This window comes from Nocardia elegans NBRC 108235 (assembly GCF_001612845.1).
Taxonomy (GTDB): domain Bacteria; phylum Actinomycetota; class Actinomycetes; order Mycobacteriales; family Mycobacteriaceae; genus Nocardia; species Nocardia nova.
In genome coordinates, this window is record NZ_BDBF01000011.1 from 124,162 (window position 1) to 140,896 (window position 16,735).

At 69.3% G+C, this 16,735-nt stretch carries 8 protein-coding genes; all 8 read left to right on the plus strand.

Translation table 11 applies throughout. The annotated features are described in order from the left end of the window. Positions 1-205 precede the first annotated feature (205 nt). The 8 genes from NE2_RS09770 (at position 206) to NE2_RS09805 (ending at position 16,651) form a co-directional block, all read left to right on the plus strand. Positions 206-1,495, plus strand: a complete 1,290-nt coding sequence (locus NE2_RS09770; protein ID WP_063025637.1) for a SidA/IucD/PvdA family monooxygenase — start codon at positions 206-208, stop codon at positions 1,493-1,495. 56 nt (positions 1,496-1,551) lie between these two features. Continuing rightward, a complete protein-coding gene (locus NE2_RS09775) occupies positions 1,552-2,493 on the plus strand; it encodes a methionyl-tRNA formyltransferase (protein WP_063025638.1) in 942 nt (313 codons plus the stop codon). Then, a complete protein-coding gene (locus NE2_RS09780; protein ID WP_063025639.1) occupies positions 2,490-5,648 on the plus strand; it encodes a non-ribosomal peptide synthetase in 3,159 nt (1,052 codons plus the stop codon). Before NE2_RS09775 ends, NE2_RS09780 begins: the two co-directional genes overlap by 4 nt. A gap of 62 nt (positions 5,649-5,710) precedes the next feature. Beyond that, complete coding sequence (locus NE2_RS09785; RefSeq protein ID WP_063025640.1) at positions 5,711-6,712, plus strand: ABC transporter substrate-binding protein; 1,002 nt, start codon at positions 5,711-5,713, stop codon at positions 6,710-6,712. 13 nt (positions 6,713-6,725) lie between these two features. Continuing rightward, positions 6,726-8,429 (plus strand): condensation domain-containing protein, encoded by a 1,704-nt coding sequence (locus tag NE2_RS09790; RefSeq protein ID WP_063025641.1) that lies wholly within the window; start codon positions 6,726-6,728, stop codon positions 8,427-8,429. Continuing rightward, positions 8,426-12,970: a non-ribosomal peptide synthetase gene (locus NE2_RS09795; RefSeq protein ID WP_233429723.1), complete on the plus strand. Its 4,545-nt coding sequence runs from the start codon at positions 8,426-8,428 to the stop codon at positions 12,968-12,970. The genes NE2_RS09790 and NE2_RS09795 overlap by 4 nt, the downstream gene beginning before the upstream one ends. Positions 12,971-12,992: 22 nt before the next feature. Next, positions 12,993-14,924, plus strand: a complete 1,932-nt coding sequence (locus NE2_RS09800; RefSeq protein ID WP_063909341.1) for an ABC transporter ATP-binding protein — start codon at positions 12,993-12,995, stop codon at positions 14,922-14,924. Continuing rightward, positions 14,921-16,651 carry an ABC transporter ATP-binding protein gene (locus tag NE2_RS09805; RefSeq protein ID WP_063025642.1) on the plus strand — a complete coding sequence of 577 codons (1,731 nt, stop codon included), beginning with the start codon at positions 14,921-14,923 and terminating at the stop codon, positions 16,649-16,651. Before NE2_RS09800 ends, NE2_RS09805 begins: the two co-directional genes overlap by 4 nt. The last annotated feature ends 84 nt before the right edge of the window (positions 16,652-16,735 follow it).

Here is a 16,735-nt window from a genome sequence, read left to right on the forward strand (position 1 = left end):
ATCAGTTGTGGGACAGGAGTGCCGTGCCTCGCAATCGTTCCGCAGGGGCTGGCACCACTAAGCAATATAAGGTAAGCCTATGCAAAGGTAGGTAGTACTCAGTCGACTTCGGGCGGATCCGCTCTTCCTGATATGTCGGATCTGCCCAGCTGAACGCCCCGGCGCCCGGCTGAGCGGTGGCTGGAATCACAGAACGGGAGTACCAGTGAAGACGCTTCTCGTGGTCGGAGCCGGGCCGAAAGCGATGGCAGTGGCGGCGAAGGCCAGGGTGCTGCGGGACCTGGGGCTACCCGCTCCGCGCGTGGTGGTGGTGGAACCGCATGCGGTGGGAGGCAATTGGCTGCCCAGCGGCGGATGGACCGACGGCCAGCACCGGCTCGGCACCAGCCCCGAGAAGGACGTCGGCTTCCCATACCACTCCACCTGGGCGCGCGGCCACAACCGCGCGATCGACCGGTCGATGATCGCCTACAGCTGGAATTCCTTCCTGGTCGAGAACGGCACCTATGCCGAATGGGTCGACCGGGGCCGGCCCAATCCGCACCACCACGTCTGGGCCAACTATCTGCAGTGGGTCGCGCGCAAGGCCGAGGTCGAGATGGTCGTGGGCGCGGTGCGCCGGATCCGCCCCGCTGCCGACGGCTGGCTGGTCTCGGTGGCCGACGGTTCCGGCGTGGAGACCGAAATCGACTGCGACGGACTGATGATCACCGGACCGGGCGACAGCCGCCGCGCGCTGGCCGAACATCCGAAGGTGCTGAGTATCGCGGACTTCTGGGATCTCGCGGGTAAGCGCCGGCTGCCGGTCTCCTCGCGGGCGGCGGTGATCGGCGGCGGTGAGACCGCGGGCTCGGCGGTGGACGAACTGGTCCGCCACGACGTCCTCACGGTCTCGGTGATCTCGCCCGCGGCCACCATCTACACCCGCGGTGAAAGTTATTTCGAGAATGCGCTGTTCAGTGATCCGGCGAAGTGGCGGGCGCTGAGCCTGCAGGAGCGCCGCGACGTCATCCGCCGCACCGATCGTGGCGTGTTCTCGGTGCGTGTGCAGGAGAACGTGCTGGCGGACAATCGCGTTCATCATCTCCAGGGCCGCGTGGTCCGGGTCGCCGAGCGCGGCGAGGGAGTGGCGCTCACGCTGCGCAACGAATTGCGCCCCGACCAGATGCACGCCTTCGATCTGGTGGTCGACGCCACCGGCGGCCAGCCGCTGTGGTTCCTGGATCTGTTCGATTCCGATACCTCGGATCTGGTGGAACTGGCGGTGGGCGGGCCTATCACCCATACCCGGCTGGAGGCGGCGATCGGCCACGATCTGGCGGTGTCCGGCCTCGACGCCAAGCTCTATCTGCCGAATCTCGCAGGGATGGCGCAGGGGCCGGGATTTCCGAATCTCAGTTGCCTGGGCGAGCTTTCGGATCGCGTGCTGGGTGAGGTGCCGACGCGCGCGGCCGTCGTGGCGGCCCGGGTCGCGGCCGGTCGGCGCCCGGAATGATCACCGAGCAAACAGTAGGCTAGGCTACCCTTAGTTCGAGGGAAGAGGTTCGGTTCATGCGTATCGTGTCGTTCGGTTATCAGACCTGGGGTCGTACCACGCTGCAGGCTCTGATCGACTCGGAACACGAGGTGGTGCTCGCGATCACCCATCCCGCGAGTGAACATGCCTACAAGGGCATCTGGTCCGATTCGGTCGAGGAGCTCGCCCGCGAGCACGGCATTCCGGTCCACCTCACCGAGCGGGCCGATGCGGAGACCATCGATCTGGTCAAGCGTGCCGAGCCCGACATCATCGTGGTCAACAGCTGGTACACCTGGATGCCGCCGGAGCTGTATCTGATGCCGCCGCACGGCACGCTGAATCTGCACGATTCGCTGCTGCCGAAGTTCACCGGTTTCTCGCCCGTGCTGTGGGCGCTGATCAGCGGCGAATCCGAATTCGGCCTGACCGTGCACCGGATGGACGAACAGCTCGACACCGGCGACATCATCGTGCAGCGTTCGCTGCCGATCGGCCCGACCGCCACCGGAACCGAACTCGTCCTCGCCGGAATGGAATTGATTCCGGGAGCGCTGCGGGAGGCGCTGAGCGCGATCGAATCCGGCACCGCGGTCTGGCGGCCGCAGGACAAGGCCGAGCGCACCTATTTCCACAAGCGTTCCGAGCGTGACAGCCGCATCGACTGGCATTGGGACGCAGTGGATCTGGAGCGGTTCGTGCGCGCGCTGTCCGAGCCGTACCCGCGGGCGTTCTCCTACTATCGGGGCGAGAAGGTGGAGATCACCGCCGCCGCCCTGTCGCAGGCCCGCTACGGCGGAACCCCCGGCCGAGTCGTCGTGCAGGAGGGCGGTGGCGTGGTGATCTGCGGGCCGGACGCACATCGCGGCGGCAATCTGGGTCTGCTCGTGACCCGGGTGCGCACCGCCGACGGCATGGAACACGACGGCGCCGCATTCTTCGCTCGCGGTGGTTATCTCACCGACGCCCCGCGATGACCGTGCTGTCGGCGCAGGAGCCGGCCGCGGGGAAGTTGTCGGCGGGGCAGCGCCGGATCTGGTTCCTGCAGACCCGTGATCCGGAGGACACCACACTCAACTGCTGTGCGGTCTACCGGCTCGACGGTGCCGTGGAAGCGGATCGGTTGCGCTCGGCGATTGCCGGAACCATTGCGCGGCAGGATATTCTGCGCACGATCTACACCGTCGGCGAGGACGACGAGCCGCGGGCGGTGGTGCGATCCGACGCGACGCCGTCCTGGCAGGAGGTGGATCTTCGCGACCTCGCCGATGCCAGTCGCGAGCGCCGGGCCGAGGTGCTGATCCGCCGCGAGGCGGGGCGACCGTTCGATCCGTCGTCCGAAACACCGTTGCGCTGCTTGCTGATTCGCACGGGCGAGCGGCGGTACCTCCTCACTCTCGTGGTGCATACGATCGCGTGGGACGACGACTCCTGGCAGATCTTCTTCGACGAGGTCCGTGCGCGCTACGACGCGGCGACGGTCCCGGCCGCACCGGCGAGTCTCGGAGACGACCGTGTGCGCAGCCTTCGTGATGCCGAAGGCGGTGGCGCCCCCGCGCCGGCGACCGAGGTCGCTCGCAGCTATTGGCGAAACGCGCTCTCGCCCCTGCCGCAGCCGTTGGAATTGCCGGGCCGCGTCGTCGCGACCCTGCCCTCGCTGCGCACCGCCCGGATCCGCGCCGAATTGCCGGCCGACGTGGCCGCGCGGGTGCCGGAGTTCGCCCGACGGGAGGGCGCCACACCGTTCACGGTGCTCCTCGCCGCCTTCGACGCGCTGATCCACCGCTATACCGCCGCAACGGATTTCCTGGTCTGCGCACCGGCCACCGTGCGGAACGCCGACGACACCGGTATCGGATACTTCGGCAATACGCTGCTGCTGCGTACGACGGTCGACCCCGCGGACAGCTTCCTCGAATGTCTGCGTGCGGTGAACGACCGTGCGGCAACGGCTTTCGAGCACCGCGGCACGCCGATCGATCAGGTGATCGCCGACCTCAACCCCGAGCGCGGCAGTGGTCGCGACGGGCTGGAGCAGGTGGCCCGCGTCGAATTCGGGATCCGCCGGACCGTGTCGCTCGCCCTGGACGGCATCGCGGCCACGGCTGTCGATGTCGGCAGCCCGACGACCCGGATGCCGCTGTCGCTCACCGTCATCACCGCCGGCGACGTGCCCGAGCGCGTCGAAATCGTCTATCAGGCGGACGAATTCGACGCCCGTATCCTCGAGCAGTTCCTTACCCACTATGTACGCGTGCTCACCGTGGCGACGGCCGAACCCGAGCGTCGCATCGGCGAGCTGGACATTTTCGGAGTCCGCGACCGCGCGGACATTCTGGAGCAGTCCCACGGTGAACTCGTCCCCGTCGCACCCACCACGCTGGTCGATCTGTTCGAGCGGCGGGTGGCGTCGAATCCCGGAGCGGTCGCACTCGTCGATGCCCGCGACGGGGATCGCGAGCTGAGCTACGACCACCTGAACCGGCGCGCGAATTGCCTGGCGCACCAGCTGATTCGGCAGGGTATCGGCACCGAGGACGTGGTAGCGCTGCGGCTGAGTACCTCGGTGGATTTCGTGGTCGCCGTCGTCGCGGTGCTGAAGGCCGGTGCGGCCTATCTGCCGATCGATCCGGCCTATCCGGCCGATCGGGTGGAATTCCTGATCGCCGATGCGCGGCCCGCGCTGGTCCTGGATGCCGAGGATCTGCGGGCCGCGGAACGGGCCGCGCGCACATCGCCGCAGCACGATCCGCGCGACAGCGATCGGGTGCGTCCGCTGCGGCCCGCCGATCTCGCCTACGTCATCTACACCTCCGGCTCGACCGGAATGCCGAAGGGCGTCGCGGTATCCCACGCGGCGATCGCCGAACATCTCGTGGGGTTCTGTGCGCAGTGGGGGGTGGGTGCCGAGGATCGGCTGCTGCAATCCTCGTCGATCAGCTTCGACGCCTCGCTGCTCGACATCTTCGTACCCCTCACGCTCGGCGCCGGCCTGGTGATTCCGAAGGTGAACGCCTTCGACGACATACCGTATGTGGCGGAACTGATTTCGCGGTGCGGCGTGACCGTGCTGCATATGGTGCCGTCCATGCTCAGCACCTTGCTGATGCTGCCGGAGGTGAGCCGGTGGCGCGCGCTGCGCCATGTGCCGGTCGGCGGCGAGGCCCTCTACGGTGAGGTCGCCGACCGCTTCGCCGGCATCTTCGAGGCCGAACTGCGCAACCATTACGGGCCCACCGAGGCGGTCGTCTCGGCAACCCATCACACCGTGGAGGGCCCGCAGGGAACCCGGATCGTGCCCATCGGCCGGCCCAACCGCAACGTCGCCCTGTATCTGCTGGACGAGCGGCTGCAACTGGTGCCCACCGGCGTGGCAGGCGAAATCTACCTCGGCGGTGCCCAATTGGCGCGCGGCTATCTCGGCCGCGCCGCCGCAACCGCCGAACGCTTCGTGGCCGACCCGTTCGCCCCCGGACAGCGGCTCTATCGGACCGGAGATCTCGCGCGCCGCAACGGAAACGGTGAGCTCGAATTTCTCGGCCGCGCCGACGAACAGGTCACGGTGCGCGGCCACCGCATCGAACTCGCGGAGGTGCAGGCCGCCGTCGGCGCCCATCCGGATGTCGCGCACTGCGTGGCCGCCGCGGTGACCGACGAGGTGCTCGGCACCGTACTCGCTGCCTACCTCGTGCCCGCACGCCGCGAAAACGACAGTGTTGCAGTGGATCCGGAATCGGTACGAGCACATGCGGCGGCGGTGCTGCCGCCGTACATGGTGCCGGGCGCCTTCGCGATCATCGACGAGATTCCGCTGACCGAACACGGAAAACTCGACCGCCGTGCCCTGCCGGTGCCACAGCGGTCGCCGGTGGAGCCGTATCGGGAGCCGAATACGGCGGTGGAGACCCGGATCGCGGAATTGTTCGGGCGGATGTTCGGCCGCGAGCGGATCGGCGCCGAGGATTCGTTCTTCGAACTCGGCGGTCATTCCCTGCTGGCGGTGCGGCTACTGGCCTGGATCCGAGCCGAATTCGGCGTGCGGATCGGTGTGCGAGCGCTGTTCGACACTCCGACGGTGGCCGGATTGGCGGCCCGGGTCGAGGCATCGACGGTCAGTGTTAGCTTAGCCTAAGCTACGATTCCGAGAGGGCCGGGATCGCGAGTAGCCCGGAGCGAAGTGCAAGGAGCTGTGCAATGAAACCAGGTCGAACATCCGCGCGTCGCGGAGTGCGCGCACGCGCCGCGGTGCTGCGAACCACGTTGCTGGCGCTGATCCTGGGGCTGGTGACGGCCGTGGCCGCCTGTGGATCCGGCGCGGAGGACACCGATTCCGGTGCGGCCGTGACGATCAAGCACAGTATGGGCGAAACCACCGTCGATAGCACGCCCAAGCGCGTGGTGACCCTCGGCCCGGCCTGGCTGGACGCGGCTGTATCCCTCGGGGTCACCCCCGTCGGCTATCTGGTGCCCGGCGCCGGGGCGGGGATGACCGTGCCGTGGTTGCCGCAGTCGCTGCCGCAGCAGTCCAAGGCGCTGAACATGGGCGGCGACGTCGTCGAGCAGATCGCGGCACTCGAGCCCGATCTCATCGTGGCGCCGGGCTACCTGATGGACAAGGCCATGTACGACAAGCTGTCCAAGCTGGCCCCGACCATCGGCCCGCTGACTTCGGCCCAGATCGATCCATGGGAGGACCAGGTCCAGGCGCTCGGTAAGGCGCTGCACAAGCAGGACCAGGCCGGCAAGGTCGTCGCCGATGTGCACGGCAGGATCGACGCGGTCGCCGCGAAGCATCCGGGCCTGAAGGGCAAGAGCTTCCTCACCTGCATGCTCACCACGCCCACCCAGCTGATGGTGCTGGCGGATCCGAAAGACGGTTCCGCCCAGGTGTTCACGCGGCTCGGGATGACCATGCCGGCGAAACTCGTCGCCGAGGCCCCCTCCGGTGGACGGCTGGCGCTGTCGCCGGAACGGCTCGGAGATCTGACCTCCGATCTGCTGGTGTGCGGCGCGGCGCCGGGCCTGCAGGAGAAGTTCACCCAGCTGCCCGGTTACGCGGATCTGCCGTCGGTGCGCCAGGGCGGAATCTCGTTCGTCGACATGATCACGATCAACGCCATCAACCAGCCGACCGCACTGTCGGTGCCGTATCTGCTCGACAAGCTCGAACCGACGCTCGCCACCGTCGGCAAGTAAGGACTGATGACCCATGTCTGATTCGCCCGTGCCGAACACGACCGCGCCGGCCACGACTGCTCCGAACAACGCTGCGGCCGCGGCGGGGTCGCGAACGGGCGGGCGTGGCATCCCGTTGTCCCCGGCCCAGCAGGCCGCGCTGCTGCCGGAACGACTGCGCGGCGTCGCGGCGACGAATCTGTTTGTCGCCCTGGAGATCACCGGCGACCTCGAACCGGCCGCCCTCGACCGCGCCGCGGTAGCCGCGGTGAGCCGGCACGAGATTCTGCGCACGGTCTATCCGGACGATCGCCGGATTCCGTACCAGCGCGTCGTCGACGCACCCGAGACGGTGGTCGAAACGGTCGAGACCCTGTCGTCGGAACTCGACGCCGCGCTGCGCTCGGATGCCGCACACCCCATCGACCCGGTGCGCGAGCTGCCGATCCGAATCAGACTGCACCGCACGCCCGATCGGGACGTCCTGTCCCTCACCGCTCATCCGGTAGCCGCCGACGACCGCAGTCTCGAGCTGCTGGCGGCGGAACTGTTCGGGGAAACGACAGCCGAGCAGGTGACGCAGTACCGCGGCTACGCGATGGCGCAGATGAAGTCGCTGGTCGCCGATGCCGCCGCCGATCCCGACCTGGGGTACTGGCTGGACCGGCTCGCCGATCTGCCGGAACGGGCAACCCTGGTCGTGGCCGGAAATCCCGGCGCGGAATCGGATCCGGCCACCGCCGCGTCCGCGACCCGCACACTGCGGATTCCGGCCGCTGCCTTCGGCGACCGCGACGCCGAGCTGTCCGTGGTCGCCGCGCTGGCCGCAGTGCTGGGCACGGCGGGTCTCGGTGGTGATGTGCCGGTCGCCATCGTCGATGCGGGACGGTCTGAGGCACAAGCTGATTCGGCGCTCGGTGCGTACGCGAACCATCTGGTGCTGCGGATCGATACCGGCTCGGCGCCCACCGCACGGGCACTGCTGGAGCAGGTCACGGAGCTGGCCGTCGCCGCCCGCGCCCACGCCGCGGCCCGGATCGAGCGGATCACGCATCAGCTGCGTGGCGCCGTCGCCGTCGCCGCCGGTGCGCCGTTCCAAGCACTGGTCACCCTCCGAACCGAGGTGATCGGTGCGAACGCGCGCGAGATCGCCCGGCGGGTGGCGCGGCCGCACGGGGTCGATATCGTCGCCGATGTCGTCACCGGAGGCGAAGAGGTAACGGTGATTCTCGAATTTCCGGTCGCACTGGCCGGGCGGCACGAAATCGATGCGCTCGCAAGCGGTCTCGAGCGGTGGCTGCTGAATCTCGCGGAGCCGGAGACCGCGCTGCCCGATGGCGAGCTTCCGACGGTGTTCGAACGCACCGCGGCCTACCCGGGCGGCACCGGGCTCGGCGGACAGCCCAGCACCGATGCCGAACGGCTGATCGCCGACACCATTCGCGAGGTGCTCGAACTCGACGCGGACGACGAGGTGGGCCGCGCCGACACCTTCTTCTCCCTCGGCGGTGACAGCATCGCCGCGCTGCGCATGGTCACCCTGCTCGGTGAGCGCGGTTACGTGCTCGACGTGCAGAAGGTGTTCGAATTCCCGGCCGTGCACGAGATGGCAGCACAACTGACCGAGGCCGCGGCTGCCCCGGCCGCCGAACAGAGCGCACCCGTCGCGCCGATGAGCGCCTCCGGACTGGACTCGGCCGCGCTGGCGGCACTCGGCAAGAAGTTCGCCGCGCGGTGAGCGAGGTGGAGATTCTCGACGTCGTCGCGCTGTCACCGCTGCAGCGCGGGCTGTATTCGGTCAGTTCGATGGCACAGGGCATCGATCCCTACCTCGTCACCTTCGCGGTGCGAGTGGAGAATCTGGCCGATCCGGCGGCGTTGCGTGCGGCCTTCGACGGCGTCCTGCGACGCTATCCGCATCTGGGCGCGGCCGTACTCGCCGAGGATGTGCCGCATCCGGTGCTGGTCATCACCTCGGAGGGGCGAATCGGCTGGCGCGAGGTGGATCTGCGCTCCGCTCGCGATCCCGAGGCGGCGGCGCGCGATCTCTACTGGCAGGAGGCGCGCCGGCGGCTCGATCTGGATCGCGGCCCGCTGTTCCGGGTGGTCGCGGCGCGCATCGGCGAGCGCGATTACGAAGTGGTGTGCACCGCACACCATATCGTCGTCGACGGCTGGTCGATTCCACTGTTGTTCTCCGATCTGATCGCGCTGCATCGGGGGGAGGGCGCGGCGCTGCCGCCGGCTCCGCCGCTGCGCGAGCACGCGGCATGGCTGGCGAGCCGCGATACCGCGGCCTCGGTACGGGCGTGGGCCGGGGCGCTCGACGGTCTGGCGCCGATGCCGATGCTCGGGCCACCGGCCCCGGCGGATCTCGACCTGCCCGTGGTGGGCGAGGCGCGCCTCGACCCCGCCGGCACCGACCGGCTCGTCGGCTGGGCGCGCGCCAACGGCCTGACACTGAACACCGTGCTCCAAATGGCCTGGGCCCGAATTCTTTCCGGGCTCACCGGCCGCGACGACGTGGTGTTCGGCCAGACCACCTCCGGCCGTGATGCCTCGCTGCCGAATGCGGAACGCCTCGTCGGCGCGCTGGTCACCACCATTCCGGTGCGGGTCCGGATCGACGAGCGCACGCCGGCGCGGATCGGCGCCGAACTGCAGCGCTCGGTGGCGCAGCTGCGGGCGCACGAGTATCTGGGCATCGCGGAGATCACGCGGCACGCCGGCGCCGGGCAGTTGTTCGACAGCCTGCTGGTCTTCGAGAACTCCCCGGTCGGCGCGGTCGCACCGCGCATGCCGATGGGCGGCGGCGCCACCATGACCGCCCGCCGCGTCGACTCCCCGAGCCACTATCCGATCGCCGTCGTCCCGGTGCTGGAGCAGGGCGAGCTGATCTGCCGCGTCGAAACCCGCCCCGACCTGCTCACCACCTTCGACCCCGACCGGATGGCGCGCCGGCTCCTCGCCGTCGCCACCCGGATCGTGGGCGCGCGGCAGTGTAGTGCGGTCGACGTGCTGCTCGACGACGAGCCTGGCGCGCTGATAGCTGAACACGACTGTGGTGCAAAGTTTTCCGATACGGCGAAGGAGACGGTCGGCTCGTCCGTCGGCGAATCGGGTCCCCCCGCATCCGTGCGGGCGGTGCCGGGCGGTGCGCCGAGTCCTGCCGCGACGGTCCCGGAAGCGTTGCTCAACGCTGCGCGTGCGGCCGCCGATCGGATCGCCGTCGTCGACGCGGCGGGCGAGCACAATTTCACCGAATTCGGTTCCGCGGTCCGCGCCTTGGCCGACGAGCTCCGGGCGGCCGGAGTCGGCACCGGTCACGCGGTGGCGGTCATGCTGCCCCGTGACCGCCGAGTCCTGCACGCTCCCTTCGCCATCGGTCTCGCCGGTGCCACGTGTGTCCACATCGATCCGGCCACCCCCGCCGATCGCGTGGCCTATCTGCTGAGCACCAGCGGCGCGCGGATCGTCCTCGCCGATGCGGATCGCGCCGAGGTGCTGGCCGAGGTCCGCGCCCAAGGGGCGGAATGCCGCCACGGGATCACGGACAGCGACGGCCGGCTCCAATTCCCGGGCATCGCTGCGGTTTCGGCGGGCGACCATGGTGTGCCGCGAGTGACGATGCCGGTCACAGTGCCGGGGGTACCGGCGGCGGAACGGAACGGCGAGTCGGTCCACGCGACAGACGTTGCGCCGCAGCACCATTCGGACGCCCAGTTCTACGTGGTGTTCACCTCCGGCACGACCGGCAGGCCCAAGGGGGTCGCGGTATCGCATCGCGCACTGCTCAACCACTGGGGCAATCACGAGCGGCGGATCTTCGCGCCCATCGCCGCCGCCACCGGGCGGACGCTGCGGATCGGCCACGGCTGGTCCACCGGATTCGACGCTGCCTGGCAGCCCACGGTCGCGCTGCTGAGCGGCCACACCGTGGTCCTGCTGGGTGACGAGGTGCGCACCGATGCCGAGCGCATCGTCGGCGCCATCGGCGAATTCGGGATCGACATCTTCGACACGTCGCCGTCGATGCTGAACCGGCTGATCGCCGCCGGACTGTTCCGCACCGATCCCGAGACCGGCGCCGAGCGCTGTCCGCTGGCCGTCCTCGCGCTGGGCGGTGAGGCGATCGGTCCGGACACCTGGCGGCGCCTGCAGGGATTGGCGACCACCCGTGTCATCAACTTCTACGGTCCGACCGAGGCGACCGTCGAGGCGCTGATGGCCGACGTGCACGATCACGCCGCGCCGACCATCGGCCGCCCGTTCGACGGGATGACCGCCGAGGTGCTCGACCATCGGCTACGGCCGGTGCCGCCGGGTGGGCAGGGCGAGCTCTATCTTTCCGGGCCGCAACTCGCGCTCGGGTATCTGGGGCGGCCCGCCACCACCGCGGCCGCCTTCGTCGCGGGCGAGGCGGGTGAAAGGCGTTATCGCACCGGCGATCTCGTGCGCCGGTCCGACGACGGCACCGTCGCCTACGAAGGCCGTGTCGACCGGCAGGTCAAGATCAACGGATACCGCGTCGAACCCGACGAGGTCAGCGTGGTGCTGCGCGAACTCGACGGCGTACGCCACGCCGCGGCGCTGGCCTTCACCGAGAACGGGCGGACCCGGCTGGGTGCGCTGGTGGTCGGCGAGGGCACCGTCGCACGATTGCGCTCGGATCTGGCCCGCCGGCTGCCGCAATTCCTGGTCCCCACCCGCATCGTGTTCGTCGATGAGATTCCGTTGAACCGCAACGACAAACTCGATGTGCACGCGGCGACCGAACTGCTGACCCGCCCGGCCGACACCGCCGCCCGCGCCGAACCGCGAACCGAGACCGAACGCACCCTGCTGGCGCTGATCGAGGCGATGAGCGCCGGCGCGGGGACGCGGATCGGCATCCTGGACAGCCTGGTGGATCTGGGTATCGACAGCATCTGCGTCATCGATCTGGTGTCGCGGCTGCGCGGCGCCGGTTACCGCATCTCGGCGCGAGAAGTGCTGGCCGCGGCCGATCTTCGCGATCTCGCCGAGCGTCTGGACGATCCGTCCGGGGACACTCCCGGGAATGCCGAGGTGACGCCGGCGGGCACGGTGCTGCCGCTCACCGTGTTGGCCCAGGAGATCCTCGGACACGGCGATTACCGCTATCTCGCCCAGTCCCAGGTCTTCTCGCTCGATCCGGCGGTCACTCCCGAGTCGGTCGTCCAACGGCTGGAGGCCCTGGCGGTCGCCCATCCCACGCTGCGCTCGCGGCTGGTCACCGGCGACGACGGCCGCGCTGTGCTCGTCGCGCAGGAGCAATCCAGCGCCGCCGAACTGCTCACCGTCGCCGACGGAACCGAAAGACTCAGTGCGGCAAACTATCTCGCTGATACTGTGCAGCGCCTGGACCCCGGCGCCGGACGGATGATATCGGCCACGCTGCTACGCGGAGAGCAACCGCGACTCGTCCTGTCCATCCATCACCTCGCCGTGGATGTGGTGTCCTGGCTCATCCTGGTCGACGACCTGCGCCGACTGGAACAGGGCGAGCAACCGATGAACGAGGATCGGCCGGAATCGGATCCGATCCCGACGCGGTCCGACGCTCCACCGACGCTGGGCACACCGCTCGGCGGCCGCTACACCGATCCACGCCGCGACCGGGCGGGCAAGGCGATCCGGCGGATCGTGGAACTCGGCCCCGACGACACCGAGGCCCTGCTCACCCGGTGCGCGGAAAGCGAGGTGCCCCTGGATGATCTGTTGCTCGCCGCCTGCGCCCGGCTGGTCGCCGACACCGCCGACGCCACCGGTCGCATCGCGGTCACCCGGGAATCGCACGGCCGCGACCCCGGCGACGACACCCGCCGCGTCGGCTGGTTCACCGTCGAGGAGACGGCAGTGGTGCCGGCGGCCGAACTCGAGACCTGGACTCCGGCGGCCGGCCGTGCGCCGGTCCACGTTCGAACCCTGGATGCGCGCGGGCAGATTCGCCTCAACCACCTGGGCCGCTTCGATGTGCTGCAGTTCGGCAGCGGCCCGTGGACGCCGGTGCCGCTGCCGGACCTCACCGCCGAATTCGGTGCGGCCGGACATCCGGATCTGCCGCTGCGCTTCACGATCGACCTCAACACCGCGGTGGTTCCGAAGGATTCGCGCCCGGTTCTGGTCGCGCATATCGACGTGAACTCCGCGGTGCTGGACGAGGCCGGGGCCGACGCGCGCGCCGAGCGCTGGCGCACCATACTGTGTGATTTCGCCGCCGGAATGTCCGAATTCGGCGCCCAGCGACAGGCAGGGTGACAGCTATGGGAGGGAAGGACTGATGACGGTTCAGACCGTGGATCCGGCCGAGCCGGAGGCAGCGCGGCCGGTGCCGCCCACCACGCCCGACGCACCGCTGGAACCGGACCGGGTCGCGATCGAACAGCAGCGCCGCGCCGACGGCCTGGCCCGCAAACAGGTGCTGGCGCCGGTGAACGGTGCGTTGTCGCTGGCGAGCCTGGTCGTCGTGGCCTCCTCGATCTGCGCGGTGGTGCCGTTCATCCTGATCGTCGAGGCGTGCCGCGAACTGCTGTCCGCTCCGATCGACACGGATCGGGTGTGGACGCTGGTGATCGCCGCGGTCGTGGTGCTGGTGCTGCGCGGACTGTTGCAGGCCGCGGCGCTGGTCTGGACCCATATGGTCGACGCGAAGTTCCAGCTCACGCTGCGACAACTGCTGGCGGCCAAGCTGACCCGGGTGCCGCTGGGCTGGTTCACCGACCGCAGTTCCGGTGAGGTGAAGAAGTTCCTGCAGGACGATGTGGAGGCCCTGCACTATCTGGTCGCGCACGCCCGGCTCGAATTCGTCGGCGCGGTGACGGTGCAGGTGGTGGCGCTGATCTACCTGTTCACCGTCGACTGGCGGCTGACCCTGATCCTGCTGATTCCGCTGGTGCTCTACACGCGCGGCCTGGCGGCCATGATGGGTAAGGCGCATCAGGAGCGTTTCGCCGTCTTCGACGCCAACGAACGCGCCATCGAACAGTCCGTCATCGAATTCGTCGACGGCATTCAGGTGGTGCGGGCGTTCGGCCGGGCTCGCAAGGCGCACAGCACCTTCCAGCGCGCGGTCGACAACACCGCCGAGAGCCTGCTGGCCTGGAAGACGCCGATGACCAAACTGCAGTCGGCCGCCGAGATCCTGCTGACCCCGGTGCTGCTCATGCTGGTCGTGGTGGTGGCCGGTGTGGGCTTCGCCGATCTGGGCTGGACCGATCCGGTCGACATCCTGCCGTTCCTGCTGCTCGGCATCGGGCTGGGCGGCGCGCTGCTGGGCATCGGCTTCGGCGGGCAGGCGCTGCGTGAGGGCGGTGCCGCGGCGTTGCGCCTGCACCAATTGCAGCAGACACCCGAACTCGAGGTGCGGGCCGACGGCGACGCCGAGGCTGCGGATGTGGCCGGCAACGGCATCGCGACGGGACTCGCGGTCCGGTTCGAGCAGGTGAGCTTCGGCTATCGCGCCGATCGAACCGTGCTGCGTGAGGTCGACTTCGAACTCGCTCCCGGTTCCATCACCGCACTGGTCGGCCCGAGCGGTTCCGGCAAGTCGACCCTGGCCCGGCTGCTGCCGCGCTTCTACGACGTGACCGCGGGGCGAATCACGATCGGCGGCAAGGACGTCCGCGAGTACTCCACCGCCGAGCTCTACCGCACCGTGGGTTTCGTCCTGCAGGACGTGCGGATGATTCGCGGGACGATCCGCGACAACATCGCGCTGGCCCGGCCCGAGGCGGATGCGGCCGCCGTCGAGTGCGCCGCGCGCGCCGCCCAGATCCACGATCGGATCCTGGAACTGCCGCGCGGCTACGACTCCGAAATCGGCGTCGACGCGGTGCTGTCCGGTGGTGAGGCGCAGCGCCTGTCGATCGCCCGCACTCTGCTGGCCGACACGCCGGTGCTGGTGCTCGACGAGGCCACGGCCTTCGCCGACCCGGAATCCGAGGCCGCGGTTCAGGACGCGCTCGCCGTCCTGGTCGCCGGCCGCACCGTGCTGGTGATCGCGCACCGGCTGCACACCATCACCGGAGTCGACCGAATCCTGGTGCTGGACAACGGCGAACTCGCCGAAACGGGCGACCACGCCACGCTGTCGGTCGCCGGCGGGCTCTATCAGCGCCTCTGGGAACAGAATCAGGCATCGGTGGGCGCCCTGACCCGGCCCGGCGCCGATGCCGCGGCGACCGGTTCCGACTCCGAAGGAGAACTGCGGTGATCAGGAAGATCTTCGCCCTCGTTCCGCCGGAACTGCGCCGCTACGTGCCGCGCCATGTGGCGCTCATCGGCGCGGGCGCGCTGGGACAGATCGCGGCCTATCTGCTGCTGATTCCGGTGTTGCAGGCGCTGTTCGACGGCGATTTCGGCCGCGCGTGGCGCTGGACCGCCTGGCTGGCGCTCGCGGTGCTCGTCGCCTCGGTGTGCTCGTATCAGCAGCTGCTGGTGGGCCTGCGGATCGGCGTGGGCATGCTGCGCGGCGTGCAGACCCGGTTGGGCGATCATCTGAGCACGCTGCCGCTGGGCTGGTTCGCCACCGCCAACGCCGGATCCCTCTCGCGGATGGTCGTCGCCGGCGTGCGCGAAATCCTCAGTGTGGTCAACTATCTGCTCGCACCCGTGCTGACCGCGGTACTGGTTCCGGTGGGTGTCGCCATCGGGGTCGCCTTCATCGACTGGCGGATCGCGTTGGTGATGCTGATCAGCCTGCCGGTGCTGCTGCTGGTCAGCCGCTGGGCCGGCACCAGCTACACCCGCGCCGACCGCAGGCTCGATGCCGCTGCGGCCGAAGCCAATTCGCGGGTCGTGGAGTTCGCGCAGGCGCAGCCCGTGCTGCGGGCCTTCGGTGCGGTGGGCGCGGGCAACCGGGCACTCACCCGGGCACTGCGCGAACAGGAGGCGGCCGCCAAGCGCATGATCGTCGCCAGTGTGCCGGGGCTGATGGTGTTCGCGCTGTGCGTGCAGATCGTCTTCCTGATCGTGGTGTCGGTGGTGGTCGCGCGCGGGACCGGCGGCGACCTCTCGATCCCGGCCACGATCGCGCTGATCGCGGTGACCTCCCGGTTCATCGAACCGATCAACCGGGCCGCACAGCTGAGCACCGCGATCCGCAGCGCCGCCGACGCCGCCGACCGGATCACGAACTTCCTCGCCGAGCGCGATCTGGCCGAGGCTGCCGACCCCGTGACGCCGGGTGCGCCGGAGATCGTCTTCGACGATGTCGACTTCGGCTACCGCGAGGGTGAGAAGGTCATCGACGGCGTATCTTTCACCGTGCCGAGCGGCACCACCACGGCCATCGTGGGCCCGTCCGGGGGCGGGAAGACCACGCTGCTGAAGCTGGCCTCCCGGTTCTACGACGTCGGTTCCGGCAGCATCACCGTCGGCGGTCACGATGTGCGCCGGCAGCCCTCGGAAACCCTGTTGCGCCAGGTGTCGCTGGTCTTCCAGGACGTCTATCTGTTCAACGAGACCATCTCCGACAACATCCGCATCGGCAATCCGGACGCCACGACCGAGCAGGTGCGCCGGGCCGCGGAGATCGCCCGGGTGGACGAGATCGTCGACCGGCTGCCCGACGGCTGGGATTCGGCGGTGGGGGAGGGCGGTGCGGCATTGTCCGGCGGTGAGCGCCAACGGGTTTCGATCGCCCGCGCGCTGCTCAAGGACGCGCCGATCGTGCTGCTCGACGAGGCGACCAGCGCCCTCGACCCGCACAGCGAGGCGGCGGTGGTGCGCGGCATTCACGAACTGACGCGGGACAAGACCGTCGTCGTGGTGGCGCATCGGCTCGACACCATCGCCCACGCCGACCAGATTCTGTTCGTGGAGGCGGGCCGGATCGTCGAACGGGGCACGCACGCCGAACTTCTCGAACTCGGCGGCCGTTATGCCGGATTCTGGTCGGAGCGGTCCCGGGCGAACGGCTGGCATCTGGTGTCGGCCTGAGGTTTCGGCGCCGAACGGGCGGCGGTCACGCACCTATGCCGTGACCGCCGCCCGGTGCGTGGTGACGCCCGGTGGCAGCGTGCG